This window comes from Corynebacterium segmentosum (genome assembly GCF_900637825.1).
Lineage (GTDB): Bacteria > Actinomycetota > Actinomycetes > Mycobacteriales > Mycobacteriaceae > Corynebacterium > Corynebacterium accolens.
The window spans coordinates 1,138,374-1,163,914 of the sequence record NZ_LR134408.1; the positions used below are offsets into that span (position 1 = coordinate 1,138,374).

The 25,541-nt window shown below is 58.6% G+C and carries 20 protein-coding genes, 1 rRNA gene and 1 riboswitch; of the genes, 15 read left to right on the top strand and 6 right to left on the bottom strand.

Going from position 1 to position 25,541, the window contains the following annotated elements; translation table 11 throughout:
* Positions 1-118: 118 nt before the first annotated feature.
* The 12 genes from pheS (at position 119) to EL217_RS05550 (ending at position 15,191) form a co-directional block, all read left to right on the top strand.
* On the top strand, positions 119-1,165 hold the full coding sequence (gene pheS / locus EL217_RS05495; protein ID WP_126318945.1) for a phenylalanine--tRNA ligase subunit alpha: 1,047 nt from the start codon (positions 119-121) through the stop codon (positions 1,163-1,165).
* A gap of 23 nt (positions 1,166-1,188) precedes the next feature.
* The gene (gene pheT / locus EL217_RS05500) at positions 1,189-3,705 is read left to right on the top strand and encodes a phenylalanine--tRNA ligase subunit beta (RefSeq protein WP_126318947.1); all 2,517 of its coding nucleotides are present in this window, start codon (positions 1,189-1,191) and stop codon (positions 3,703-3,705) included.
* A gap of 202 nt (positions 3,706-3,907) precedes the next feature.
* Positions 3,908-4,951 (top strand): N-acetyl-gamma-glutamyl-phosphate reductase, encoded by a 1,044-nt coding sequence (argC, locus tag EL217_RS05505; RefSeq protein WP_126318949.1) that lies wholly within the window; start codon positions 3,908-3,910, stop codon positions 4,949-4,951.
* A gap of 28 nt (positions 4,952-4,979) precedes the next feature.
* Positions 4,980-6,149, top strand: coding sequence for a bifunctional glutamate N-acetyltransferase/amino-acid acetyltransferase ArgJ (gene argJ, locus EL217_RS05510; RefSeq protein WP_172596744.1), 1,170 nt, complete (start codon positions 4,980-4,982; stop codon positions 6,147-6,149).
* Positions 6,150-6,157: 8 nt separating this feature from the next.
* Positions 6,158-7,093, top strand: a complete 936-nt coding sequence (gene argB, locus EL217_RS05515) for an acetylglutamate kinase (protein WP_005280334.1) — start codon at positions 6,158-6,160, stop codon at positions 7,091-7,093.
* The gene (locus tag EL217_RS05520) at positions 7,090-8,268 is read left to right on the top strand and encodes an acetylornithine transaminase (protein ID WP_126318953.1); all 1,179 of its coding nucleotides are present in this window, start codon (positions 7,090-7,092) and stop codon (positions 8,266-8,268) included. The genes argB and EL217_RS05520 overlap by 4 nt, the downstream gene beginning before the upstream one ends.
* The gene (argF, locus tag EL217_RS05525; protein WP_005282715.1) at positions 8,265-9,185 is read left to right on the top strand and encodes an ornithine carbamoyltransferase; all 921 of its coding nucleotides are present in this window, start codon (positions 8,265-8,267) and stop codon (positions 9,183-9,185) included. Before EL217_RS05520 ends, argF begins: the two co-directional genes overlap by 4 nt.
* Positions 9,186-9,187: 2 nt before the next feature.
* Complete coding sequence (locus tag EL217_RS05530) at positions 9,188-9,670, top strand: arginine repressor (protein ID WP_005282729.1); 483 nt, start codon at positions 9,188-9,190, stop codon at positions 9,668-9,670.
* Between the two features lie 78 nt (positions 9,671-9,748).
* Positions 9,749-10,969, top strand: coding sequence for an argininosuccinate synthase (locus tag EL217_RS05535; protein WP_126318955.1), 1,221 nt, complete (start codon positions 9,749-9,751; stop codon positions 10,967-10,969).
* Positions 10,970-10,975: 6 nt separating this feature from the next.
* Positions 10,976-12,406 carry an argininosuccinate lyase gene (argH, locus tag EL217_RS05540; RefSeq protein WP_126318957.1) on the top strand — a complete coding sequence of 477 codons (1,431 nt, stop codon included), beginning with the start codon at positions 10,976-10,978 and terminating at the stop codon, positions 12,404-12,406.
* A gap of 216 nt (positions 12,407-12,622) precedes the next feature.
* On the top strand, positions 12,623-14,140 hold the full coding sequence (locus EL217_RS05545; protein ID WP_023017897.1) for an amino acid permease: 1,518 nt from the start codon (positions 12,623-12,625) through the stop codon (positions 14,138-14,140).
* A gap of 13 nt (positions 14,141-14,153) precedes the next feature.
* Positions 14,154-15,191: an ornithine cyclodeaminase gene (locus EL217_RS05550; protein WP_126318959.1), complete on the top strand. Its 1,038-nt coding sequence runs from the start codon at positions 14,154-14,156 to the stop codon at positions 15,189-15,191.
* 137 nt (positions 15,192-15,328) lie between these two features.
* On the opposite strand, the gene EL217_RS05555 is transcribed toward EL217_RS05550, so the two are convergent.
* The 6 genes from EL217_RS05555 to thiC are packed head-to-tail and all read right to left on the bottom strand — an operon-like array spanning position 15,329 to position 21,215.
* Entirely contained in the window at positions 15,329-16,486 is a 1,158-nt protein-coding gene (locus EL217_RS05555; RefSeq protein WP_126318961.1) for a ThiF family adenylyltransferase, read from the bottom strand.
* Positions 16,486-17,268, bottom strand: coding sequence for a thiazole synthase (locus tag EL217_RS05560; protein ID WP_126318963.1), 783 nt, complete (start codon positions 17,266-17,268; stop codon positions 16,486-16,488). Before EL217_RS05560 ends, EL217_RS05555 begins: the two co-directional genes overlap by 1 nt.
* Before the next feature lie 9 nt (positions 17,269-17,277).
* On the bottom strand, positions 17,278-17,481 hold the full coding sequence (gene thiS, locus EL217_RS05565) for a sulfur carrier protein ThiS (RefSeq protein ID WP_126318965.1): 204 nt from the start codon (positions 17,479-17,481) through the stop codon (positions 17,278-17,280).
* 24 nt (positions 17,482-17,505) lie between these two features.
* A complete protein-coding gene (gene thiO / locus EL217_RS05570; RefSeq protein WP_126318967.1) occupies positions 17,506-18,627 on the bottom strand; it encodes a glycine oxidase ThiO in 1,122 nt (373 codons plus the stop codon).
* A complete protein-coding gene (locus EL217_RS05575) occupies positions 18,620-19,294 on the bottom strand; it encodes a thiamine phosphate synthase (RefSeq protein WP_126318969.1) in 675 nt (224 codons plus the stop codon). Before EL217_RS05575 ends, thiO begins: the two co-directional genes overlap by 8 nt.
* Positions 19,284-21,215: a phosphomethylpyrimidine synthase ThiC gene (gene thiC / locus EL217_RS05580; RefSeq protein WP_126318971.1), complete on the bottom strand. Its 1,932-nt coding sequence runs from the start codon at positions 21,213-21,215 to the stop codon at positions 19,284-19,286. Before thiC ends, EL217_RS05575 begins: the two co-directional genes overlap by 11 nt.
* Position 21,216: 1 nt before the next feature.
* Positions 21,217-21,330: riboswitch (TPP riboswitch) on the bottom strand.
* A gap of 129 nt (positions 21,331-21,459) precedes the next feature.
* On the opposite strand from thiC, the gene EL217_RS05585 reads away from it, so the two are divergent.
* From EL217_RS05585 to EL217_RS05595, 3 genes are all read left to right on the top strand, one after another.
* Positions 21,460-21,651, top strand: coding sequence for a Trm112 family protein (locus EL217_RS05585; RefSeq protein WP_023031153.1), 192 nt, complete (start codon positions 21,460-21,462; stop codon positions 21,649-21,651).
* 62 nt (positions 21,652-21,713) lie between these two features.
* The gene (gene tyrS, locus EL217_RS05590; protein ID WP_126318973.1) at positions 21,714-23,000 is read left to right on the top strand and encodes a tyrosine--tRNA ligase; all 1,287 of its coding nucleotides are present in this window, start codon (positions 21,714-21,716) and stop codon (positions 22,998-23,000) included.
* A 635-nt stretch (positions 23,001-23,635) separates the two neighbouring features.
* Positions 23,636-25,154, top strand: a 16S ribosomal RNA gene (locus tag EL217_RS05595).
* Positions 25,155-25,541 lie beyond the last annotated feature (387 nt).

Consider the following 25,541-nt stretch of genomic DNA (forward strand, 5'->3'; position numbering starts at 1 on the left):
CGCAATCGCGTAGCTCCGCGGTAGCGAATGAAAAGGGGGTCCCTGGGGCTGTCCGTGTCCTAATGACAGAGTAAGATTGCACGCGTTAGTTTTCGCGCGAGAAGAAGGTACGAAGTACGTGTCCGATACACCGCAGATCGAATTGACCGAACAGGCCCTGGGGGCCGCGGCCGATAAGGCTATCGCAGCCTTCGAAGCAGCAGAGACGCTAGAGGATCTCACCGCTGCCCGCCGCGAGCACCTGGGTGATAACGGATATATCCCGCAAGCCCGCCAGTCTCTTGGACAAATCCCCAAGGATCAACGTAAAGCCGCCGGCAAGGCCGTAAACATGGCCCGAGGCAAGATGGAGAAGCGTTTTGCGCAGGTCAAGGAGGAATTGGAGCAGCAGGCTCGCGAGGCCCAGCTGAAGGCCGAAACTGTTGACGTGACCATTCCCACGACCCGTTCGCAGACGGGTGCGCTGCACCCGATTACCTCATTATCGGAGCGTATTGCCGATATCTTCGTTGGTATGGGGTGGGAGATCGCTGATGGCCCAGAGATTGAAGCAGAGTACTTTAACTTCGACGCCCTGAATTTCAAGCCCGATCACCCCGCGCGCACCCTGCAGGATACGTTCCATGTGGGCAAGGAAGGCTCCAAACAGGTATTGCGCACGCATACCTCGCCGGTGCAGGTGCGCACGATGCTCGAGCGCGACGTGCCCCTGTACATCGCCTGCCCGGGGCGCGTTTTCCGCACGGACGAGCTGGATGCTACTCACACCCCAGTCTTCCACCAGGTGGAGGGCCTTGCCGTGGATAAGGGGCTTACCATGGCTCACCTGCGCGGAACGCTCGAGCACCTAGCCAAGGTGCTCTTCGGCCCCGAGACCACTACGCGCATGCGCGTTAATTACTTCCCATTTACGGAGCCTTCTGCCGAGGTAGATGTCTGGTTCCCCAATAAAAAGGGCGGCGCCGGCTGGATTGAATGGGGCGGGTGCGGAATGGTCAACCCCAACGTGCTGCGTGCGGTAGGTGTTGATCCGGAAGAATATACGGGATTTGCGTTCGGGATGGGCCTTGAGCGCACCCTGCAATTCCGCAATGGACTGACCGATATGCGCGACATGGTCGAAGGCGATGTCCGCTTCACCCTGCCGTTTGGCGTACAGGCTTAAAACCCAGAAAGGATAGATACAGCATGCTTATTTCCCAAGACTGGGTTACCCGTATCCTTGGTGCTTCCAATCCGAATTGGAGCGTGTCTGCTGCCGATATGGATTCTGGTTTCGTCCGTGTGGGCTTTGAAACCGAAGGATATGAGCCGATCCCTGAGACCACTGGCCCGTTGGTCATTGGCCAGGTCGTAGAAATCGAGGAGCTCACGCAGTTCAAAAAGCCCATTCGGTATTGCCAGGTCAACGTCGGCCAGGCCAATGGCACCGGTGAGCTACAAGGCATTATCTGTGGTGCCCGCAATTTCCGCCTGCACGATTACGTAGTTGTCTCTTTGCCGGGAGCAGAGCTGCCCGGTGGCTTCAAAATCGCTGCGCGCGAAACCTATGATCATATCTCCAACGGCATGATGTGCTCCGCTGCTGAGCTGGGGCTGGGCGCGCAGGCAAACGGAATCATCGTGCTTGGTGAGGAAGTCGCGGACATGGTGGGTGAAGATGCCCGTCCAGCTATCGGCCTGTCCGATACCGATTTTGATGTCAATATCACCCCAGACCGCGGCTACGCATTATCTGCGCGTGGCCTCAGCCGCGAAATTGCTTCCTCTTTTGATCTGAAGTTTAAGGACGTCGCCGATGACCCTGCAGTAGCCGGAATCGATACCTCTGCTGTGCCAGAAGTCGAAGGTTCACTTCTCAACATCGATCTGCGCGAGGAAACCAAGGCGCAGCGATTTGGCGTGCGCAAGGTAACCGGCATCGATCCGCAAGCGCGCACCCCATTTTGGATGGAGCGCGAGCTCATGCTGTGCGGCCAGCGCAGCGTCAATGTGGCAACGGACGTGACCAACTACGTCATGTTGCTTTTGGGCACCCCGATGCATGCCTTTGATGCCAATGAAGTCGCGGGCGATCTCACGGTGCGCAATGCACAAGAGGGCGAGAGGTTTGAGACCCTTGATCACGTCACGCGCGAGCTCTCTGGTGAGGACGTGGTCATCTGCGATGACAACGGCATCCAATCTTTGGCCGGTGTTATGGGCGGCACGCACTCAGAGATTTCTGATCAGACCACGGATGTCTACTTCGAATCCGCTATCTGGGATCCCATTACCGTCGCCCGTACCTCTCGCCGCCACAAGCTTTCCTCTGAGGCATCCCGCCGATTTGAGCGTGGCGTCGATCCAGCCATCGTTGAGGTGGCCCTCGACATTGCGTGTGCATTGTTGCACTCCATCGCGGGCGGAACGGTGGAAAAGGGACGTACCCTCGTCGGAGAGGTAGCCGAGCCCCAAGCCATTCGCTTGCGTGCGGAAAAGCCGAGTGAATACGCCGGCGTCGAATACTCCCGCGAGACCGTTATCTCTCGCCTTAAAGAGGTGGGCTGCACGGTCGAGGAAGGTTCGGATTCGGTTCTGCAGGTCACGCCCGCGACGTGGCGGACCGATATTTCCATGGATGTTGACCTCATCGAGGAGGTCCTGCGCCTGGAAGGCCTGGAAGATATCCCCACCGTTCTGCCCACCCCGGCAGGCGGTCGCGGTTTGACCCCAGCGCAAAAACGCCGCCGCGCCATCGGCCACGGTTTGGCTTATGCCGGCTATGCAGAGGTTTTGCCCACGCCGTTTATCGCAAACGACACCTTTGATGTGTGGGGCCTTGCGGCTGACGATGCCCGCCGCAATACCGTCGCCGTGCAGAATCCCTTGGAATCTGACAAAGCCATCTTGGCCACGACCTTGCTTCCCGCAACGCTTGAGGCCTTGGGCCGCAATGTTGCTCGCGGCCGCAAAGATCTGGCGCTCTATGGCTTGCAGCAGGTGGCCTTCAAGCGCGCAGAATCTTCGCCCATGCCGTCTGTTGCACAGCGTCCTGGTGATGAAGTGGTAGAAGAACTCCTGCGCACGCTTCCTGAACAGCCCTTGCACGTGGCAACCGTTGCAACCGGCAAGATGGAGCACGAGGGCCCGTGGGGCGAAGGCCGCGATTACACTTACGCGGACGCGATTGAATCCGCGCGTTTGGTGGCCCGCGCCGCTGGCCTGGATATCGAGGTTGAAGCCGCGGACCACCTGCCATGGCACCCAGGCCGGTGCGCCGCCATCAAGGTGGCAGGAACAGATGACATCGTGGGCTATGCCGGTGAATTGCATCCGCAGGTGCTCGAAGCCCTCAACCTGCCACCGCGCACGTGCGCGATGGAGCTTGATATCACCGCGCTGCCGCTGACCGAGCGCTTCCCAGCGCCGGTATTGTCGGCATTCCCAGCCTTGCACCAGGACATCGCGCTGGTGGTGGATGAAGATATTCCAGCGGAAAAGGTGCGCGCAACGGTGGAAGAGGGCGCAGGAGACCTCATCGAGTCGGTCGACCTGTTTGATATCTTCCGCGGTGAGCAATTGGGTGAGGGCAAGAAGTCCTTGGCCTTCCAGCTGCAATTCCGCGCTGCGGACCGTACCTTGACCGATGAAGAGGTCAACGAGCACCGCACGACGGCAGCCGAATTGGCCAAGCAGCGCTTCGGTGCAGAAATGCGAGCATAGGACGGGCCAGAAGCCTAGCCTTTTGCATTAAATGGCGAAGAACCAGACTTTGGTGGCACATAAGCCACTCGGGTCTTGGGTCTTCGCCGTTCTGCTTTTTCATGCAGATTTTTAATTATTTTCATGCCCTATGAGCTGCGAAAAGTAATTCAGTTCACTGAATAACATACAGTGGAGCGTATTTCTTGCTATAGTTTCTCGTATGACGATTTCAGTAGCAGTGGCAGGGGCCACAGGGTACGCCGGCGGAGAGATACTGCGCCTGCTGCTATCCCACCCTGCCTATCACTCCGGTGACCTGCGCATTGGTGCCTTGACGGGAAATTCCCAAGTGGGCCAGCGCGTCGCAGAAATTATGCCGCACCTCCCGCAGCTGGCGGATCGCGTCATTGCTGACACCACGCCCGAGGAACTTGCGGGACATGACGTCGTCTTCTTGGGCTTGCCGCACGGACACTCGGCGCGGCTGGCGGAGCAATTGGGCGGTGAGGTCACCATCATCGATTGCGCCGCTGACTTTCGGCTCCGCAAGGAGAGTGATTGGGCTGCCTATTACGGCGGGAATTATGCGGGGCAGTGGCCGTACGGCATCCCGGAGATCCCTGATAATAGGTCGAACCTCAAAGGTACAAACCGGGTAGCCGTGCCTGGTTGTTTCCCCACGGCCATTACCTTGGGGGCGTTGCCCGCCATTGCCCGCGAGCTCGTTGAGCCCGCCCTGTCCGTGATCGCTATTACCGGCGTCTCCGGAGCGGGAAAGAAGGCATCCGTCGCGCAATTGGGCGCGGAGACCATGGGAAACGTTAAGGCATATAAACCAGGCGGCACTCACCGGCATACCCCGGAAATCGTGCAGAACCTGCAACCGTTTTCCCACGATGAGGTTTCCGTGAGTTTCACCCCAGTGCTGGCACCCATGACCCGTGGGATTCTGGCGACGATTACGGCGGAGTTAAAAGGGGGCATCGGCAAGCAGCAGGTGCGCACCGCATTCGAGGAATTCTATGCTGATGAGCCCTTCTGCCTCGTGCTGCCAGAAGGCCAGCAACCGGAAACCCAGAACGTGGTGGGTACGAACATGGTGCATATCCAAATCCACGTCGATGACAATTCCCACCGCCTCATCATCACCGCGGCGCTCGACAATTTATGCAAGGGTACCGCCGGTGCCGCCGTGCAATGCATGAACCTTGCATTGGGATGGACAGAAACTTTGGGATTGCCCCAAGCCGCAGTCGCCCCGTAGGGCTGCGCATTAAGAAGAGGAGAATATGATGACTACACTAGGAATCACCGGACCCGCCGGATTTAGCGCCGGCGCGGTAAAGGCCGGAATCAAGCCCTCCGGCAAGTCGGACTTGGCATTGATTATCAATGAAGGCCCGCGCTCGGACGCAGCGGCAGTGTTCACGCGCAACCGCGTGGTGGCGTCCCCCGTTAAGGTCTCCCGCGAGGCGGTAGCGGATGGCCAGTTGCGTGCCGTAGTCATCAACTCCGGCAATGCCAATGCGTGCAATGGCGCGCAAGGCGATGTCGATGCACGCACAATGGTCGATGCCGTTTCTCATGGCACGTTAATCGCTGTGAAGGATATTGCCATCTGTTCTACCGGGCTCATCGGTGAGCCGCTGCCCATGGACAATGCGCTTGCGGGCATCGCGGAGGTTGTGAACCACGTGGGTACTACCCCTCAGCACGGCAAAGACGCCGCCACTGCCATTATGACCACGGATACCGTTCCTAAGGAATCCGCTTGTGCTGGCGATGGTTGGTCCGTGGGCGCTATGGGCAAGGGCGTTGGCATGATGGCGCCGTCGCTAGCCACGATGTTGGTCTGCATTACTACCGATGCCGTCGCTGACGCAGCTATCCTGCAAAGCTCGCTGGAGAAGGCCTGCGCACAGACGTTTAATACGTTGGACGTGGACGGTTCGACCTCTACCAATGACACCGTGATTGTCATGGCTTCCGGGGCCTCCGGCGTGCAGCCCAGCTCAGAAGAGTTGGACCAGGCAATCCTAGAGGTCTGCGCGGATATTGCGGATCAGCTCCAAGCCGATGCTGAGGGAGTGACAAAGCGCGTAAAGATCACCGTCGAAGGCACGGGATCTGATGAGCAAGCGCTCAATGCCGCTCGCACCCTGGGTCGGGACAATTTATTTAAGTGCGCCATGTTTGGCTCCGATCCCAACTGGGGCAGGGTATTGGCCGCCGTCGGCATGGCGGATGCGGACATGGACCCAGACAATATCTCCGTCTACTTCAATGACCAGCCGGTATGCGTGCACTCGACGGGCGCGTCCGGAGCCCGCGATGTGGACTTGAGCGGGGCGGATATTGATGTCCGCGTGGATCTCGGCACCGGCGGTGAGGGTACAGCGTTCGTCCGCACCACGGACTTGTCCTACTCCTACGTTGAGATTAACTCGGCGTATAGCTCCTAGGAGGAGAAATGTTTCCCGGATTAAATAATCAAGAACGCGCTACGGTGCTGGCTGAAGCCTTGCCGTGGCTGCAGCACTTCCGCGATAAAATCGTCGTCGTCAAGTATGGCGGCAACGCCATGGTGGATGAGGAGCTCAAGGAAGCCTTTGCTGCGGATATGGTGTTTCTGCGCACCATTGGGGCAAAGCCCGTTGTCGTCCACGGCGGCGGACCGCAGATCAATTCCATGCTGGAGAAGCTCGGCATAGAAGGCGAGTTTAAGGGCGGTTTCCGCGTCACCTCGCCCGAAATCATGGACGTGGTACGCATGGTCCTTTTTGGCCAAGTCGGCCGCGGTCTGGTGAACCTCATTAACTCGCACGGGCCCTACGCCGTGGGCACAAGTGGCGAAGACGCTGGGCTTTTCCGCGCTACCAAGCGCTTTGTGGAGGTAGAAGGAGAGGCAACCGATATCGGCATGGTGGGCGATATCGTGGAGGTCAATCCGGCAGCCGTTAATGACATCATCGAGGCCGGCCGCATCCCGGTGGTCTCTACCATCGCGCCAGGATCTGATGGCGAGGTGTATAACATCAACGCCGATAGCGCCGCGGGTGCGCTAGCGAGCGCACTGGGAGCAGAACGCCTGGTCATTTTGACCAACGTGGAAGGCCTTTATACCGACTGGCCGAATAAGGATTCCCTAGTCTCCAAAATCGAAAGCGATGAACTGACCGGACTGCTTCCCGGCCTGAGCTCCGGAATGATCCCCAAGATGGAATCCTGCCTCAACGCCGTGCAGGGCGGGGTTTCCGCGGCGCACGTCATCGACGGCCGAATAGGCCATTCCGTGCTCCTTGAGCTTTTAACCCCGGGCGGCATTGGAACGATGGTCCTGCCCGATGATTACGAAAAGCACGATTATCCCGAAGGCACAGTGTTCAGGAAGGACGATATCGCATGAACGCGCAAGAAACATTAACCGGCCGGTGGTCAGAAACGCTGGCCAATACCTATGGCCAGCCACCACTCGGCTTGGTGTCCGGGGAGGGCGCCACCCTTACTGATGAAAACGGGAAAACCTACATTGACCTGCTGGCCGGTATCGCCGTTACTTCCTTGGGTTATGGCAATGCGGAGGTAGCGGATGCTGTTGCCAAGCAAAGCCGCACCCTTGTGCATACCTCCAATCTTTTTGCCACCCAACCCGTGCTAGACGCTGGGGCAAAGCTGATTGAACGGGTGGGCGATAGTGAGGCGCGCGTATTTTTCTGCAACTCCGGATCGGAGGCAAACGAGGCCGCATTCAAGCTCGCGCGGCTGACCGGTAGGCGGCGCATCCTTGCTGCGCACCATGGTTTTCACGGCCGCACGATGGGCTCTTTGGCCATGACTGGGCAGCCTGATAAGCAAAAGGCATTCCGCCCACTGCCTAGTGGCGTGGAATTTTACCCCTACGGCGATATCGATTACCTGCGCCAGTTGGTGGAGCAAGACGCCGCGGATACCGCCGCCATCATCTTCGAGCCCATTCAGGGCGAGACCGGAGTCATTCCTGCTCCTGCCGGTTTTATGCGGGCCGTTTCTGAGTTATGCGATGAGCACGGCATTTTGCTCATCGTCGATGAGGTCCAAGCCGGGGCTGGGCGCACGGGGCAGTTCTTTGCCCACGAGTTTGATGGAATTTCCCCCGATGTCATCACCATGGCCAAGGGGTTGGGTGCCGGACTGCCCATCGGCGCCACCATCACCCGTGGGCGCGCCAAGGACTTATTCCAGCCAGGTTCCCACGGGACCACCTTTGGCGGAAACCCCGTGGCGTGTGCGGCGGCCAATGTTGTACTCGATGCCCTGGATCAGGAGTTCTTGAATGAGGTCTCCGCCAAAGGCGAGTACTTGGCGCAGCAAGTCAAGGAGATTCCCGGGGTCAGCGAGGTGCGCGGGCGCGGTCTCATGCTCGGAGTTGTATTAAATGCACCGGTTGCTCGCGAGGCCGTCAAGCGCGGATTCGCGCAGGGAATTATTCTCAACGCCCCGAGCGAGAACGTCCTGCGCCTTACCCCGCCGCTGATCATATCGCAGCAGGAAATCGATGCTGCCCTGGAAAAATTACGCACCGTTGTGGAGGAATTAGTATGAACTTGCGCCATTTTTTAGCCGATGATGACCTGAGCCCAGAGGAACAAAAGGAAGTCCTCGATTTGGCGGTCCAGCTCAAGGCCGACCCGTTCGCGCGGCGCCCGTTGGAGGGGCCAAAGACGGTAGCCGTCCTTTTTGATAAGACATCTACACGTACCCGCTTTTCCTTTGAAACCGGAATTGCGCACATGGGCGGCAGCGCCATTACCGTTGATTCTTCTGGCACTCATATGAGTAAGGGCGAGTCCTATCAGGATACGGGTGCGGTCTTGTCCCGCTACGTGGAGGCCATTGTCTGGCGCACTTATGCCCACGACAACCTGGAGCAGATGGCGGAGACTTCGACGGCTCCGCTGGTCAATGCGCTTTCTGATGACCTGCATCCTTGCCAAATCCTGGCCGATCTCCTGACCTGCCGGGAAAACCTAGGTGACCTTACAGGCCGCAAGGCGGTTTATCTGGGGGACGGCAATAATAATATGGCCAATTCTTATATGATTGGCTTTGCTACCGCAGGCATGGATATTTCCATCGTTTCACCGGAAGGGTTCCAACCGCGTCCCGAATTTGTCGAGCGCGCACGGCAGCGCGGCAATGTGACGGTGACCGATGATGTGGAAGAAGTGTCCGGCGCTGATGTGGTAATAACGGATACCTGGGTATCTATGGGACAGGAAAACGATGGGCAGGACAGGCGCACCCCGTTCTTGCCGTATCAGGTCTCTAAAGACGTGATGGCAAAGGCAAAGAAGGACGCGATTTTCTTGCACTGCCTGCCGGCCTATCGTGGAAACGAGGTGACCACAGAGGTTATCGATGGACCGCAGTCCCGGGTATTTGATGAAGCAGAAAACCGCCTGCATGCCCAAAAGGCATTGCTGGTGTGGTTGCTCGATATCAATAAGGAGAATAGCTAGCCATGAGTACCCCGAGCACTCGTACTGCCCGGCAGGCAAAGATTTTGGAAATCCTGGACCGCAACCGCGTCACGAGCCAGGTCCAATTATCGGAGCTCTTGTTGGCAGAAGGCATCGACATTACGCAGGCCACGCTCTCGCGAGATCTTGATGAGCTGGGAGCAAAAAAGGTCAAGCGAGATGGCGGGCGCTCGTACTATATGGTCGCCGGCGAGCTGGAGCAATTCGAAGACCAGGTGGGCGGTCCGCGCGAGAAGCTGCGGCGCATGTTGGATGAATTGGTGGTCTCCCACGATTCCTCGATGAATATTGCGATGCTGCGCACACCAGCGGGCGCGGCGCAATACCTCGCCAGCTTTATCGACCGAGTGGGTCTGCATGACGTGGTGGGGTGCATCGCTGGTGATGACACCATCTTTGTGCTGGCGCGCGAGGGAGTTACCGGCGCAGAATTGGCGGAGACGCTGACCTCGCAGAGGATTTAATAAATTGTGGCATTCTCACACCCGCTCGTATATTATTTAACTAACCGAATTGTTTTCAATTAATTAAGGAGTCTTAGCATGTCTGCACGCGTAGTCTTGGCCTATTCCGGTGGCCTCGATACCTCGGTAGCCATTCCATACCTGGCAAAGATGACCGGCGGCGATGTCGTTGCCGTTTCCCTCGACTTGGGTCAGGACGGCGAGGATATGGAGTCCGTACGCCAGCGTGCGCTCGATTGCGGTGCGGTGGAATCCATCGTTATCGACGCCAAAGATGAGTTTGCGGAGCAATACTGCGTGCCCACCATTAAGGCGAATGGCATGTACATGAAGCAGTACCCGCTGGTATCTGCCATTTCCCGTCCGCTTATTACCAAGCACCTCGTAAAGGCCGCGCAGGAGCACGGCGGAACGCACGTTTCTCACGGTTGCACCGGTAAGGGCAATGACCAGGTGCGTTTTGAGGTGTCCTTCCGCGCCCAGGATCCATCGCTAGAGATCGTCGCCCCAGCGCGTGATTATGCATGGACCCGCGATAAGGCCATCGATTTTGCCGAAGAGATTAACCTGCCCATTGAGCAATCGGCGGCCTCGCCATTTTCCATCGACCAGAACCTGTGGGGCCGTGCGGTAGAAACCGGCTTCCTGGAGGATCTGTGGAACCCACCGACAAAGGATCTCTACGCATATACGGAAGACCCGGGCCTGGGCAATGCTCCGGATGAGATCATCATTTCCTTTGAGAAGGGTGTTCCGGTTGCCGTCGATGGCAAGAAGTTGACCCCGCTGCAGGTCATCGAAGAGGTCAACCGCCGTGCTGGTGCCCAGGGCATCGGCCGCTTGGACATGGTGGAGGACCGGTTGGTGGGCATTAAGTCCCGCGAGGTCTACGAAGCACCGGGTGCCATGGTGCTCATCCAGGCTCACGAGGCGCTGGAGGATGTCACCGTGGAGCGCGAGCTGGCGCGCTACAAGCGCCTGACGGATGCGCGGTGGTCCGAGGAGGTCTATGACGGCCTGTGGCACTCGCCGCTCAAGCGTTCCCTGGATTCCTTCATCGAGGAATCCCAGGAGAACGTCACCGGCGATATCCGCCTGAGCCTGCACGCAGGTACTGCGACCGTCACCGGCCGCCGCTCCGGCCAGTCGCTGTACTCCTTCCATCTGGCTACCTACGACACCGGCGATACCTTCGACCAGACCGCTGCAAAGGGCTTTGTCCAGTTGCACGGCTTGTCCACCCAGATTTCCAACCAGCGTGACCGCGAGGGTGGTTTCCCCACCAGCGCAGAAAAATAGGCACCGATGGAACCACACAAGACTAACGAAGGCGCGCTCTGGGGCGGCCGTTTCTCCGGCGGCCCTTCCGAGGCGATGTTCGCCCTTTCGGTTTCCACCCACTTTGACTGGGTGCTTGCCCCTTACGACGTACTCGCCTCGAAGGCGCACGCCAAGGTGCTGCACAAGGCAGGGCTGCTTTCCGATGCCGACCTCGACACCATGCTTTCCGGGCTCACCGAGCTCGGGAAGAAGGTAGCTTCGGGCGAATTTGTCCCAGCGCCCACCGATGAAGATGTGCACGGCGCCATGGAGCGTGGCCTCATCGACATCGTCGGGCCCGAAGTAGGCGGCCGCCTGCGCGCGGGACGTTCCCGCAACGATCAGGTCGCCACGCTCTTTCGCATGTGGGTGCGCGATGCCATCCGCGATACCGCACTGCAGGTCTCCGAGCTTGTCGATGCCCTAGCGGATCAAGCCGCAGCGCACCCCAAGGCCATCATGCCGGGTAAAACTCACTCCCAGGCCGCGCAGCCCATCCTGCTTGCGCACGAGTTGCTGGGCCACGCCCAACCACTGCTGCGCGATATTCAGCGCCTGCAGGACTTGGATAAGCGGCTAGCCGTATCCCCGTATGGCTCGGGTGCACTCGCAGGTTCCTCCCTGCAGCTTGATCCAGAGGCCATCGCGGCGGAACTCGGCTTCGATTCAGCCGCTGAAAACTCCTTGGATGGCACCGCTTCACGCGATTTCGCTTCGGAGACGGCCTTTGTCTTGGCACAGATTGCCGTTGACATGTCCAGGCTGGCAGAAGAGATCATCTACTGGTGCACCCCGGAATACGGCTACGTCACCTTGGACGACGCATGGTCCACGGGCTCATCCATCATGCCGCAAAAGAAGAACCCGGATATCCCGGAACTTACCCGCGGCAAGACTGGGCGCCTGATTGGCAACCTCACTGGCTTGCTATCCACGCTGAAGGCACAGCCGCTGGCCTATAACCGCGACCTACAAGAGGACAAAGAACCGATCGTGGATTCGGTAGCACAGCTCAACTTGCTGCTGCCGTCGATGACCGGGCTCGTGTCCACCTTGTCCTTCAATGAGGACAGGATGCGCGAGTTGGCGCCACGCGGATTCACCCTGGCCACCGACTTGGCCGAGTGGATGGTTCGCCAAGGCGTGCCCTTCCGCGAAGCGCACGAAGCTTCCGGCGCGTGCGTACGCATCGCCGAAGAGCGGGGAGTGGACTTGGTGGACCTCACTGATGAGGAACTCAAGGGCGTCGACAAGCGACTGACCCCAGAGGTGCGCGAGGTCCTCACCATCGACGGTGCCGTTGCTTCCCGCACAACAAAAGGCGGAACCGCCGGCGTCCGCGTTGCTGAGCAGCGCGAAACCGTCCGCCAGCATGCCGCCGCGGCGCGCGAGTGGGCGCAGAAGCCGCTGCGATAAACGGCGAAATCCTCTTTTTACCGCATGGTCTACGGCCATGCGGTTCTTTTATGTTTACCAACGGGGGTAGGAGAACGGCCCATTCCCAAGGTACTAACCGTGTTGTTGAACAAATTGGGGGTAGTGGTGACGTGGGTTACATAGTGTTGTGTTAATGTCTTTTCGAGGAATGAGACCTAGTACACGCATTCCTGCCAATGAAAGGACGATCTCTAAATGACTGAAAATTCTCCACCGTCTAGTACTGGGCCGCACGAGAATGAGAAGGCGGTTTTCGCATCGGAAGATCATGGCCTGCAAAAGGGGATGGGCAATCGCCAGCTACAGATGATTGCCATCGGTTCCGCGATTGGTACCGGTCTTCTTTTGGGTACTGGTAGCCGCCTGCAAACCGCCGGCCCGTTCCTAGCGGTGCTTTACCTCATCTGTGGTTTCTTCGGCTACATAATCCTGCGATCCCTTGGCGAGCTCATCGTCTACCGCCCAAGCTCCGGCTCTTTCGTCTCCTATGCTCGAGAGTTCTACGGCGAGAAGGCTGCGTTTGTTACCGGCTGGCTGTACTGGGGAAACTGGGCCATGACTCTGGTCGCGGATGGTACTGCGGTGGCCATCTACATCAAGTGGTTTAGCCAGTACACAACATGGCTTGACTCGGTACCGCAGTGGACGCTTGCCCTCGTCGTCATCTGCAGCATCTTGGTATTCAACATGCTTTCGGTGAAGATCTTCGGTGAGCTGGAATACTGGTTTTCACTGATTAAGATCGTCGCTCTGATTATCTTTATGCTAGTGGCCATCGGTGTTCTAATCTTTGGTCATCCGAGTGGAGACCCGACTGGCTTCAGCCTGATTTCTAGTACCGGTGGCTGGCTGCCTAATGGCTTGCTACCTGCCGTGATTGTCATCCAGGGTGTTGTCTTTGCTTATGCAGGTATCGAGCTGGTGGGTACCACCTCCGGTGAGACCAAGGACGTAGAAAAGCACATCCCGCGCGCGGTGAACAACGTGCTCCTGCGTATTTTGGTCTTCTACTTCGGCTCTGTTCTGCTGTTGACCCTAGTGCTGCCGTACACCAACTACGTGGCAGAAGTGTCGCCCTTTGTGACCTTCTTCGAGTCCCTTGGCGTTGGCGTGGCCGCTCCAATCTTCCAGCTGGTGGTTATTACAGCCGCTATTTCCTCGCTTAATGCTGGCCTGTATTCCACCGGCCGCATTATGTACAACATGTCTACCTCTGGCTCGGGCCCGAAGTTCGGTGCCCGTATGTCCAAGTCGGGCGTGCCCTATGGCGGCATCGTGATGGCAGCCCTGGTGGGCTTGGCAGGTGTCTTCCTCAACTATGTCGTGCCTGAGATGGCATTCGAAATCGTCCTCAACCTGGCTGCGTTGGGCACTCTAGCCTCGTGGGCTGCGGTTGCTCTATCTCACCTGAGGTTTATCCAACTATCCAAGAGTGGGCGTTATACTCGTCCTGGGTACCGCTCACCATTTGGTCAAGGCGGAGACTGGGCGGTACTGATCTTCATTGGCTTGGTAATTATCCTGATGGCCTTTGATTATCCGATCGGAACCTATGCGCTTGCATCGACCGTGCTGCTCATTCCGGTCTTTGTGGCAATGTGGTTTGCATGGCGCGAGCGGATCCGCACTATTGCGGAGGAGAGGAAGGCAAAGCACCTGCCAACCTCCAGCTTCCCAGCCGCACCACAAACAGACCTTCACTCCAAGAACTAAGAAAGGAATTCTTATGAACCACGCTGTTAAGTTTGTAGACGTCGAAAATATGGCGCGCTGGATTCAGCGCGAAGGCGTAGAGAACATCATTACCGGAATGGTGGATTACCTCGAGGCTGACTACCGCGAATGGGAGCGCTTTGACAAGATTCCGCGCGTTGCCTCCCACACCCCGTTTGGCGTTATCGAGCTGATGCCTACCTCTAACGGTAAGGAGTACTCCTTCAAGTACGTCAACGGCCACCCGTCCAACCCTGCTCGCGGTTACCAGACCGTTACCGCATTTGGTGTTATCGCTGACGTCGACAATGGTTACCCCACCTTCGAGGCAGAGATGACCCTCCTTACCGCGCTGCGCACCGCCGCCACCTCCGCCATGGTGGGCAAGCACCTTGCGCGCAAGGACTCCAAGCGCATGGCGATGATTGGTGCTGGCTCCCAGTCCGAGTTCCAGGCACTGGGCTTCCGCGGCGTCATGGGCATCGAGGACATCACCATTTACGATATCGACCCTGAGGCAGTGGAAAAGTTCAAGCGTAACTTGGAGCCACTTGGCTTTAATATCACCGCCTGCTCTAGCGTCGACGAGGCAGTACTGGGCGCAGATATCATTACCACCTGCACCGCCGACAAGGCTCAGAACCAGATTCTTGCTGATCGCCACGTTGCCCCAGGCGTACACCTCAACGCAGTCGGCGGTGACTGCCCAGGCAAGACCGAGCTAGAGAGCTCCATTTTGGACAAGTCCAAGGTCTTCGTGGAATTCCCGGAGCAGACCCGCATCGAGGGCGAAATCCAGCAGAAGCCGGAAGACTTCCCGGTTGTGGAGTTCTACCAGGTACTCACCAGTCAAGCCACCGGCCGCGACGACGATGAGCAGATCACGCTTTTCGATGACGTCGGATTCGCCATCAACGACTTCTCCGCCCTGCGTTACCTGCGCGATTCCGTCAAGGGCACCGACTTGGAGTCCGAGATCGACATCATTGCCAACCCGGACGATCCCAAGGATCTGTTCTCCTTGGTTGCTAACGTCCCATCCCTGCTTTAAGGCACGGGTGGGGCAGAGGGGCTCAACTTCTCCCTCTGCCTCGCTAAGGTGAGAAGCACTATCCCTAGAAGTTGCAAGAGGTCCTTGTCTTCCTGCAAGACAAGGACCCTTTGTCATATTCGGATGTTTTGCGCTAGCTAGTGCTCCGGCATCCCGTGGAATGTGGCGGGCTGGCTCTTTATGCCACCTGCAACGTTGTGCAACGTAATGTTACGCTGTTCGGCTTCCTCAGCGAAGGCCGAGATGAAGCTGGCCGAACGCTTGCCGGAGGCGCAGTACACCCAGGCGTCGCTAAGCCCCGCGCCCTGCAGGGAATCGAGCAGGGAGCGCGCAGCCTCTGGATCTTCCTGCCACACGGTGGTCGGCAAGTGGTAATGCTTCGCGGTGGCGTCAAAAAAGAAATCATCAATGGCGGCCTCCCCGGCTTCGCGCACATCGATGGCCACGGCGCCGGCGCGCAGGTCGTCGAACATCGCCGCGGCATCTTCGGCCCCCGGCACGGCACAGGCAGCGCCACCGTAGTTGTCCTGCAGCTGTGTGGTTAGCTCACGTGCCGGGTCGTGGGGCACGCGGAAGTGAGTGATGGAGGAAGTTAGGGCATCGTAGATGCTCAACAGACCAACCCGTTCGCGGTTCATGCCGGTGGCGAACTGGATCAGCTCGGTGGACATCAGGCCCGCGACCACGCTGGTGGTCACGCCCAGCACGCCGGCGGTGGCGCAATCCGGCACGGAATCGGGATCGGGTTGCAGGGGATAGAGGTCCCGCATGCCCACGCCCGATTCGGCACCGGGTCCAGACCACCACACTGCGCAGTCGCCGCGAAATCGCAGCACCGAGCCCCATACCAGCGGGGTACCCGTGATCTCCGCAGCATCGGCGGCCAAGAACTTGGTGGCAAACGTATCGGAACCATCCACCAGGATGTCCACTCCGCGGAGATAATCCACGGCGTTGTCAGCGGTAATGCGGTCGCGAATCGCATGCACCACGATGCCGGGCTGCAGCTGTTCGAGCTTTTCGGCGGCGACGTCCACCTTGGATCTACCCACATCCTGGGCGCCGAACAAGATCTGGCGGTGGATATTGGTGAGATCCACCGTGTCGTCGTCGATCACAGAAATCTCGCCCACACCGGCGGCAGCCAGTTGCTGCATCAGGGGGCATCCCAATCCGCCAGCGCCGATGACGAATACATGGGTGCCGTGCAGCGCTTCCTGCTGGGCGATGTCAAAACCGGGCAACAGAGTCTGGCGGGCCACTCTGTGCAGCTCTTCGCGGGGCAGTTGGCTCATTACAGGACCTTGTCTTCCCAGCTCGCCAATCCTTCAAACGATGATGACGCCACGGCGTGCTGCCTTTTCGGAATGCGCCCCGCTTGGCGGGCCAACCGGCCGCCTTCCACGGCGTATTTCATTGCAGAGGCCATCGCCAGGGGATCCTGGCAGCGGTTGATGGCACTGGCTAAAAGCACGCCATCGCAGCCCAGCTCCATGGCCAGCGCCGCATCGGAGGCCGTGCCCACACCGGCATCCAGCAGCACGGGAACCTGGGCGCGCGAACAAATCAGCTCGATATTGTGCGGGTTCAGGATGCCCAGACCCGTACCAATCGGCGAGCCCAAAGGCATCACCGCATCCACGCCCACGTCTTCTAGCCGCTTGGCGATGACCGGATCGTCACTCGTGTATGCCAGCACCACGAATCCTTCAGCAACCAGCATCTCGCAAGCATCCACGAGCTCCACCACGTCTGGTAGAAGCGTGCGATCATCCGCGATCACCTCTACCTTCACCCAATTGGTGCCCAGCGCCTCGCGGGCTAGCTTGGCGGTGGTCACGGCATCGCGGGCGGTGCGGCATCCCGCAGTATTGGGCAGCACGTCAATGCTTAACCGCTGTAAGAGCTCGAAGATGGACTCGCCACTGGGACTCTTAGCGCTGTGCCGACGCATGGCGACGGTGGTGAGCTGCGTACCGCTGGCAACCAGGGATTGCTCCAGCATGTCCTGGCTGCTGGCCCCGCCGGTTCCCATTACTAGATGCGAATCGAATTGTTTATTTGCAATAGTAAGCATCGGAGATTCCTAACCGCCCTGTACGGCGATGAGGATATCCAATTGGTCGCCATCGGTAACCTCATGAGACCAGTTGCTGGCGGGGATTACGTCGCCATTGATGGCTACGGCCGCGCCCTTTGGCGAGGCCTCGCCAGTCTCTGCTTCTACAATGGCGCCCACGGTGATCGGCCCATCGCTGTGGCGGGGCTCGCCATTAAGTGTGTAGTCCATGGTGTTTATTCCTTTCTTGTCTGGCTATCGGGCGTGGCGTAGCGGATCGCAGGCCGAGATATCCATCCTCGGGGACGTGCCCATTCCCAACTGGGCACCAACCTTAGCTCCCAGGGCGGACAGGAGGATTCCGTGGCGGAAGTAGCCGGTGGAAACCACTAGCCCGTCGCGTACTTTGCCCAGGTAGGGTAAATCATCGGGGGTGCCAGGCCGGGCTCCAACGATCGCTTCGATGAACTCGCAATCCTCCAGTCCCGGAACCACGCGGATGGCATCGCGAAGGAGCGTGTGCACACCGTCCACAGACGGGCCCTTGCGGTTGTCCTCGCGGCTGGTGGCACCGATAGCGATGGTGCCGTCGGTGCGGGGGATAACATACACCGGCCGATCCTCCACGAATGCGCGCACCACCCGGGTGATTGGCGCTAGCTCTTCTGGTACCCGCAGCCGCAGCATGTCACCCAACACCGGCCGTAGCGCTAGGGGATTGGCACCCTCGAACCAGCCATCCACGTTCTTGGCGCCCAGCCCGTTGCAGAGGTAGATCATGTCTGCGGTGAGAACCTGGGCATCGGCAAGCTGCACATTTTGGCCGTCGATGCGCGTTGCTGCCGTGGACAGAAAGCGAACCCCGGCGTGCTGCAGGTATTCCAGCAGGCACGCGCTGAACATGCGCGGGTTGATCTGATGATCGCCCGGGATTTCCACTGCGGCGGCCAGCTGGGGGCTGAGCCCAGGCTCTAGCTTTCGTGCTTGCCGAAGTGGCAGCGCGTGGGCATCCATGCCGTGTTTCTGCTGTAGCGCCAGCAGCTCGCGGATGTGCTCGCCATCGGCGCGGTCGGCGCCCACCACCAGGGTGGATTCCCGGCGATGCCCGGTCGGTGCGGTGGTTTTCGCACTCAACCTGGCCAGAAGATCAGGGAACATCTCGCCCGAAGCAACCATCAGCGGGTACAACGGCTCTTGCCGGTATTGCACCTCCGCCACCGGAGCCAGCATGCCGCCGGCCACGAAAGTGGCACCGCTAATGGGGTGGGGATCGATCACCACGATTTCCTGTGGGTCGACACCCGCATCCACCAGCTCGAATGCGGTGGTAAGCCCGATGATTCCCGCGCCAATGATGGCGTGCTCGGCATTATGCATGTGAACCTGTGGCTGCATTCGCGCGGTCGAAAGCTCGGACAACCGTGGTCGCCAGCGCAGACGGATCGTGGGAGTCCATAAACGCGCGCACAATCGCGACACCAGCCACACCGGTTTCGGCCAGCGCTTCGGCGTCGGCAGCCTGGACGTCTCCAATCGCCACCACCGGAACGGCCGAAGCTGCCACGAGCGGGGGATAGCCTTCCAACCCCAGCGGGGCTCGAGCAGAGGTTTTCGTGGGCGTGGGGCGGAACGGCCCAGCACCGATGTAGTCGATCACCTCGGCGTACTCGTTAGCACCCTGCACAAGCTCGAGGGTGCCGGTGGTCAACCCGATGATCGCATCCTCGCCAAGAACCTGCCGTGCCAGGCGCGGATCTAGGTCGTCCTGGCCAATGTGCACGCCGTGGATGTGGTGTTCGCCCATGAGCGCGGCGGCTACGTCGACGCGGTCATCGATAAGCACTCGCGTTGCCGGATTGGCTTCCTCGACCGCCGCCGCCACGTCGATAGCAAGCTCGGTCAGATCGCGCACGCTAATGGGCTTGCTGCGAACTTGAATCACGCCCGCGCCACCGGCTGCTGCCGCCGCGGCAACCTGTACGACCTTCTCCCGCGGTGCGCCCGTCACGTGGTAGCACCGCAGGTCCAGCTGGTTAGCGCTCACTGTACGCCGCTGCTTCCTTTTGCAGATCCTCGGAAACTTCCTTGGCCTCGTCCCGGTTTAGGTAGAGCTTGGAGCCCGCACGACGGAACTCCTCGGCCATTTCTTCTTCGCCTTCGGCGTTAGTGACGCCCTCTTCGTCCACGCTCTGGCGGCCGAAGCCAGGCAAGCCGAGGTCCTTGACTAGCGACTGCTCCTGGTCGGTGGCCAGAGCCTCATCGATCTTCTCCCCAAATGCATCGCGGATGTCCTGGCTAATGCGCATGGAACAGAACTTGGGGCCACACATCGAGCAGAAGTGGGCGGTCTTCGCCGGCTCCGCGGGCAGGGTTTCGTCGTGGTAGGACTGGGCGGTATCCGGGTCCAGGGACAGGGCGAACTGGTCGTGCCAACGGAATTCGAAGCGCGCCTTGCTCATTGCATCGTCCCACTCGTGGGCACCAGGGTGGCCCTTTGCGACGTCCGCCGCGTGGGCGGAGACCTTGTAGGTGATCACGCCGGTCTTCACGTCGTCCTTATTCGGCAAGCCGAGGTGCTCCTTCGGGGTGACGTAGCACAGCATTGCCGTACCACCCATCGCGATATTGGCCGCACCGATGGCGGAGGTGATGTGATCGTAGCCAGGAGCAATGTCGGTAACCAGCGGTCCCAGGGTGTAGAACGGAGCGCCGCCGCACCATTCCTGCTCCTTTTCGTTGTTGACCTGCACCATGTTGAGCGGCACATGGCCCGGGCCTTCGACCATCACCTGCACGTCGTATTCCCACGCGCGGTGAGTCAGCTCACCGATGGTCTTTAGCTCGGCGAACTGGGCTGCGTCGTTGGCATCGGCGATGGAGCCGGGGCGCAGGCCATCGCCAAGCGAGAACGCGACGTCGTACTTGGCGAAGATCTCGCACAGCTCGTCGAAGTTCTCGTACAGGAAGGATTCCTTGTGGTGGGCTAGGCACCAGCCGGCCATGATGGAACCGCCGCGCGAAACGATGCCGGTCACGCGCTTGGTGGTCAGCGGCACGAAGGGCAGGCGCACGCCGGCGTGGATCGTCATGTAGTCCACGCCCTGCTCGCATTGCTCGATTACGGTATCGCGGAAGATTTCCCAGGTCAGGTCCTCGGCCACGCCGTCGACCTTCTCAAGGGCCTGGTAGATCGGCACGGTACCGATCGGCACCGGAGAGTTGCGCATGATCCACTCGCGGGTGGTGTGAATGTCGTTGCCCGTGGATAGATCCATCACGGTATCTGCGCCCCAGCGGGTAGCCCAGCGCAGCTTGTCCACCTCTTCGCGGATGGAGGAGGTCACTGCGGAGTTGCCGATATTGGCGTTGATCTTCGTGTTGAAGGCATTGCCGATGATCATCGGCTCTGACTCCGGGTGGTTGATGTTGTTCGGGATGATTGCCTTACCGGAGGCAACCTGCTCGCGCACCTTTTCTACGTCGCAGTGCTCGCGCAGTGCGACGTATTCCATCTCCGGGGTGATAATACCCTGGCGGGCGTAGTGCATCTGGGTTACGCGCTTGCCGTCTTTGGCCCGCAGTGTCTCGCGGCTTATACCCTTCCACTCGTCGCCGGCCTCGCCACGCTTGAGGGCGCGGTTACCGTCGTCCAACAGGTTGCGGCGCCGGCCCTCGTAGGCCTCCACATCGCCGCGAGCTTCGATCCACTCGCTGCGCAGAGCCTCTAGCCCCTCTGTCGGCTCGGCCCACGGGCCACGTGTGCGGTAGAGCTTCTGCGGCGCGTTCGGGCCGGTAGGGGAATCGTCCAGCTGCACCTCGGTCTCCGGCACCTGTAGGGTGAAGGTCTTGCCGAAGGATTCCACCTGCTTTTCGATGGGGGCGAAGCTGTGCTTCGGGTGGATTTCCGCACCGTACTCGTCGTTCGGAATGGTGGTACGGGTGTGTTGGGTAGACGTATCCGTCATAGTTGACTCTCCTCATTCTTCCTTCGCTGGTTCTAACCAGGCAGGTTCTAGCGGTACTCGCGCGGGCATACAGCGCGATCTCAGCTCGATACCTCGAGCGCCCGTGTTCGGTTGCGCCTTCCACTGTAACGCACACCACGCGAGGGTGAAGTTATGGGTTAGGCGATTGACCGAGGGGACATCGGCAAGCAACATCAGGGAGCCACTAAATAGCTTGTCTGGGGTACGGGTTAGACTAAGCAGCATGATCGATCAGAAGCTCCTAGAGATCCTCGTGTGCCCCATCGACAAGCAGCCGCTGGAGGATCACGGCGACTATTTGGTGAACCCAAGGCTGAACAAGGCCTATCCGGTACAGGATGGTATTCCGGTCATGCTGGTCGACGAAGCCGTGGACTGGCCCGGCGAGTACTGCCCACTAGCTCCGAACGAGTAGAGCCCCGCGCACTGCAAAGAAAAACAACCCCACAGAGAACAAATAAAAGGGAACACCTTCGTATGAGCAACAACACGAACATCATCGACGAACTGCAATGGCGCGGGCTGATCAACCAGTCCACAGACCTGGAGGCATTGAAGGAAGCCGCAGAGAGCCCGATCAGCTTGTACTGCGGTTTTGACCCGACGGGAAGCTCGCTGCACGCTGGCCACCTCGTGCCGCTGATTATGCTGAAGCGCTTCCAACGCTTCGGCCACCGTCCCATCGCGCTGGCCGGTGGCGCGACGGGAATGATCGGTGACCCGCGGGATGTCGGAGAGCGCTCCATGCTCTCAGAAGAGCAGATCGCAGAGAATATGCAGGCAATCAAGGACCAACTTGAGGCCTTCGTGGACTTCACTGAGGCGGGCGAGTCCGCAATCCCGGCGGTTATGGTGAACAACGCGGACTGGACTAGCCAGATCAACGTCATCGAGTACCTACGCGATATCGGTAAGAACTTTTCGCTGAATACCATGCTGGACCGCGATACGGTCAAGCGCCGCCTGGAATCCGACGGTATTTCCTACACCGAGTTTTCCTACATGCTGCTGCAGGCAAACGACTTTGTGCACCTGCACAAAGAGTACGACTGTGTGCTGCAAATTGGCGGTGGCGACCAGTGGGGAAACATCGTTTCCGGCGTCGATCTGAATCGTCGCGTGAATGGTGCGAAGGTCCACGGCCTGACGGTGCCGTTGGTGACAGATGCCGAGGGCAATAAGTTTGGCAAGTCCACCGGCGGCGGCAAACTGTGGCTGGATCCACAGCTGACCAGCCCGTACTCCTGGTACCAGTACTTCATTAATGCTGGCGACGCGGTGGTTATCGACTACCTGCGTTGGTTTACCTTCCTCACTCAGGAGGAGATCGCAGAGCTGGCACGCAAGGTAGAGGAGGAACCCCACAAGCGTGAGGCGCAACGCGTATTGGCACGGGAGATGACCACCCTGGTGCACGGCGAGCAGGCCACCGAAGCAGTGGAGCTGGCTTCCCAGGCGTTGTTTGGTAAGGCAGAGCTGCAGGATTTGGACGAGGCCACGTTGTCTTCCGCATTGCAGGAAACCGAGATTGCCGAGGTTGGCCCAGAGGCAACGATTCTGGATCTGCTGGTTGAGGCGGGACTGGAAAAATCAAAGGGTGCTGCGCGCCGCACCGTGGGCGAGGGCGGCGCTTACGTGAATAACCAGCGCATCGAGGACATCGAGTGGTCGCCGAATTCCAACGATCTGCTGCATGGTTCGTGGCTCGTGTTGCGTAAAGGCAAGAAGCGTTTCGCCGGAGCACGGGTTGTGAATCCTTCCTAGGAGCGTCAGCTTAGCTGTTAACTGATCCCTTGGTAATCGCGTTTTGTGCTTTTACCTGGGGATTTGTGTGTTTTTCGGGGTTGGGTGTAACTTTATCGAAGTCGCCGAGAGGTAGCCGGTTGGTTACTTTTGAGTGACTTTTTGTACTGACTTGGCTCGAGGATTTGACTTGGTTTAGGTTGTTGGGTAAGTTGGTACGAGCCGCCGCTGAGAGGTTAACGTTTGGTTAATTTTCTTGTGGTGTGTGGATGTTGTTTGAGAACTCAATAGTGTGCCAATGTACTTATTTTTTATTTTTGTGTGCATGGTTGTGTGTTGATTGGTCTGTTGGCCGGCGAACCTAATGGTGGTTTGTTGGTTGGTGTGTGCCGGTAAGGTGTTGGAATACGCATCTTTTTGAATACTGTTTAGTGTTTCGGCTGCATTGATGGATTGGTTGGCATGTGATTGTGTTCAACTTTTTTGTCTCCCTTTTTTGTGCCCCGTCGGGTTGGGGAGGCAATGATTTTTTCTTTGTAGTAATTTTTGGACGCCAGCATGGGCCTGCTTTTGTGGGTTTGTGGTGGTTTGTTCTTTTGGTTAGGTTTGGGCTTTTCACGGCCTTAATTTTGGAATGTTGTTCTGAAATTTTTCTTTTTGTGGAGAGTTTGATCCTGGCTCAGGACGAACGCTGGCGGCGTGCTTAACACATGCAAGTCGAACGGAAAGGCCCTGCTTGCAGGGTACTCGAGTGGCGAACGGGTGAGTAACACGTGGGTGATCTGCCCTGCACTTCGGGATAAGCTTGGGAAACTGGGTCTAATACCGGATAGGAACCATCTTTAGTGTGGTGGTTGGAAAGTTTTTTCGGTGTAGGATGAGCTCGCGGCCTATCAGCTTGTTGGTGGGGTAATGGCCTACCAAGGCGGCGACGGGTAGCCGGCCTGAGAGGGTGTACGGCCACATTGGGACTGAGATACGGCCCAGACTCCTACGGGAGGCAGCAGTGGGGAATATTGCACAATGGGCGCAAGCCTGATGCAGCGACGCCGCGTGGGGGATGAAGGCCTTCGGGTTGTAAACTCCTTTCGCTAGGGACGAAGCTTTGTTGTGACGGTACCTAGATAAGAAGCACCGGCTAACTACGTGCCAGCAGCCGCGGTAATACGTAGGGTGCGAGCGTTGTCCGGAATTACTGGGCGTAAAGGGCTCGTAGGTGGTTTGTCGCGTCGTCTGTGAAATTCTGGGGCTTAACTCCGGGCGTGCAGGCGATACGGGCATAACTTGAGTGCTGTAGGGGTAACTGGAATTCCTGGTGTAGCGGTGAAATGCGCAGATATCAGGAGGAACACCGATGGCGAAGGCAGGTTACTGGGCAGTTACTGACGCTGAGGAGCGAAAGCATGGGTAGCGAACAGGATTAGATACCCTGGTAGTCCATGCCGTAAACGGTGGGCGCTAGGTGTGAGGGTCTTTCTACGACTTTCGTGCCGTAGCTAACGCATTAAGCGCCCCGCCTGGGGAGTACGGCCGCAAGGCTAAAACTCAAAGGAATTGACGGGGGCCCGCACAAGCGGCGGAGCATGTGGATTAATTCGATGCAACGCGAAGAACCTTACCTGGGCTTGACATACACCAGATTGGGCTAGAGATAGTTCGTCCCTTTGTGGTTGGTGTACAGGTGGTGCATGGTTGTCGTCAGCTCGTGTCGTGAGATGTTGGGTTAAGTCCCGCAACGAGCGCAACCCTTGTCTTATGTTGCCAGCATTTGGTTGGGGACTCATGAGAGACTGCCGGGGTTAACTCGGAGGAAGGTGGGGATGACGTCAAATCATCATGCCCCTTATGTCCAGGGCTTCACACATGCTACAATGGTCGGTACAACGCGCTGCGACACTGTGAGGTGGAGCGAATCGCTGAAAGCCGGCCTTAGTTCGGATTGGGGTCTGCAACTCGACCCCATGAAGTCGGAGTCGCTAGTAATCGCAGATCAGCAATGCTGCGGTGAATACGTTCCCGGGCCTTGTACACACCGCCCGTCACGTCATGAAAGTTGGTAACACCCGAAGCCGGTGGCCTAAACGTGTTAGGGAGCCGTCGAAGGTGGGATCGGCGATTGGGACGAAGTCGTAACAAGGTACCCGTACCGGAAGGTGCGGGTGGATCACCTCCTTTCTAAGGAGCTTTTATTATTGGGCTGCAGTTGCAGCCATGACCCACAGTTGTGGGTTGTCCACTGTTGTTTGATGGTGGGTTGGTGGTTGAGTAGGCGAGTGTTCTGCTGCCACCGATGTTTGGAAATTCCGGGTAGGACATACACCTTAATCAGCAGGTTCAAGTGTTGAGACAGTGCTTTGTGACATGCGTAAAAGTGTCCATGCATACAAAAATGAGTGTTGATTGTACGTTGGTGCATTGTTGGGTGTCTGGGGCATTATCCCCTTTTTTGTGTGCCTGACTGGTTGATGGATGCCATCGTTGTTGGTGGTGTTTGTTGCTGGTTCGGGGTGTTGTGTGAGAACTGTATAGTGGACGCGAGCATCTGCATGATGCCACCGGCGC